1 protein-coding gene is annotated in these 1,486 nt (G+C 42.5%); it reads right to left on the reverse strand.

Annotation, left to right across the window (positions count from 1 at the left end; genetic code table 11):
• Window positions 1-47: 47 nt before the first annotated feature.
• Window positions 48-1,486 (reverse strand): IS1634 family transposase (locus tag MOZ60_RS11490; protein WP_370596789.1); only part of this gene is annotated, 1,439 nt, incomplete at its 5' end.

The following is a 1,486-nucleotide window of genomic DNA, read 5'->3' on the forward strand; positions in this document are numbered from 1 at the left end:
CCTGACTTTCGAATATGAGACCAAAAAATGGTGTAAAACTCCAAGTTTCAAAGCTTGAAGTTCAGCACCGTTTTTAATTGCCGTTCTGACAAAGTGTAATGATCCAAAGGGAGTTTCGTCCTGTCCGCAAGTGCGGTTATAAAACTGCTTCCGATGGTGATATTGATATAGCCTTTCCCATTGCCTACCACCTTGAAATCCTTCATGAAGCGAAGCACCTCAGAAGAGGAGTATTTGTTCTCCAATTCACAGAATTGAAATAAACGGATTAGTAATACAGTCAGATAACAGATCAGAAAATGTCCTTTTATCGTTTCTTCTTTCTGCAGGAATACAGGTCGCGCATCCAGATCTGATTTCATGATCCGGAACGATTCTTCGATCCGCCACAGATTGTGATAAGTGGAATATATATCAGTCGCTTTCGCTTTGATCTCTGAAGTGACGAGCAGATTGTATCCCGCAAGCCGAAGATCTTCATCGATGGCTTCCTGGTTCATAACTGCTTTTACTTTGTCATCAGTCTCTTTCCCTTTGGAGGTGGATCGAAACGTGACATACTTTGAACATTCACCGTATTCATTCTTTTTAGCCATAGAGGCAGAAAGCCCTTTGGCTTTTTCGACGAGACGGTTGATCTCATATGTCTTCTTTTTGGCAAGTGAGGGATTGTAGGTGACTACACGCTTCTCAGTCAGTTCGAATACATGGCGTTTTCCATTCTCATCTGTGTATGCATAGGGGAACTTATCGATACACTCTTTCCAGTAATACAGAACTTTTCCGTACACATCTTTAACGGAACGATAATCTTTATCCAACAGGACCCAGGTCTTTTCTGTTTCCGGCAATTGCCTGACAGACTTGGAGAACAGATAACCGTCTCCATTCTGCCGTGCAAAGAAGATATTCGCAGCACAGTTAAGTCCTTTATCAGCTACCTGAATCGTTCTTCCATCTACTTCATGCCGTTTCTTCAGTCCGTTTACGACATCCCGTATCACAGGCTTCTCTGATTCATTTCCTGGATACATCTTCATACCGATCGGGATCTGATTCGCGTCAAGCAGCAGTCCAAGCCCTACGATCGGATCTTTGCGGTTTTCCTTGCTTGGACCTTTCTTGCGAAAGTCATCTTCACGATCGATTTCAAAGTAGAAGTTCGTACAGTCAAAGTAGGTGACATCAGTATTGATGGGATAGTACTTCTTTACCTGCATGTTGAACATCTCAACGAACTTTTCATAATCATTTCCGAAAAAGGATAATCCTTCGAGCAGCTGATCATAGGAGAAGTCGTGTGGTTCAAACAGAGAAGGAATCACTTCATTGTACGTTTTGTGTTTACTGCAGGGACTGACGGCCCGGGCATAGATCAAAGAAGAAAGGACTTCGTACAGATCGAAATCATAGGAAGTGGTCAGTTTATACATATCCACGAATCTGCGGATATCCAGTTTCTCAAGAATTGACTTCAGAGGAAAGT

This window comes from Grylomicrobium aquisgranense (genome assembly GCF_033971865.1).
Lineage (GTDB): Bacteria > Bacillota_I > Bacilli_A > Erysipelotrichales > Erysipelotrichaceae > Bulleidia > Bulleidia massiliensis.